Annotated in this window: 1 protein-coding gene; it reads left to right on the top strand. The window is 49.2% G+C overall.

Annotation, left to right across the window (positions count from 1 at the left end; all coding sequences use genetic code 11):
- Positions 1-41: 41 nt before the first annotated feature.
- Positions 42-295, top strand: a 254-nt coding sequence (locus tag D0T84_RS06375; RefSeq protein WP_163307049.1) for a hypothetical protein, incomplete at its 3' end; no start/stop codon positions are given.

Below are 295 nucleotides of genomic sequence, written 5' to 3'. Positions count from 1 at the left end.
TTTGGGGGAGGCCGGGAGGGGGTGGCTTATAAACTGCTTTTATGAAAACAACTGAAACACGAACAAAAAACCGGTGGAAACAGGCAATTGCCGTTTTCGCCTTCCTAGCATTTTCCACAGGCATATATGCCCAGGTAACTGTAGGAGCAAGTAACGAACCTCAGGATTTCTCTATCCTTGAAATAATCTCCCCCAATGGTAAAGGCGGTATGCGCCTGCCTCACCTGACTACCATTCAGCGCAACGCCATTACAAAACATACCGGATTCACCGGGGTAAAGGCCGATCTGGGTCG

Source organism: Dysgonomonas sp. 521 (assembly GCF_010501055.1).
Classification (GTDB): domain Bacteria; phylum Bacteroidota; class Bacteroidia; order Bacteroidales; family Dysgonomonadaceae; genus Dysgonomonas.
This window is presented reverse-complemented; position numbering and strand designations above follow the sequence as displayed.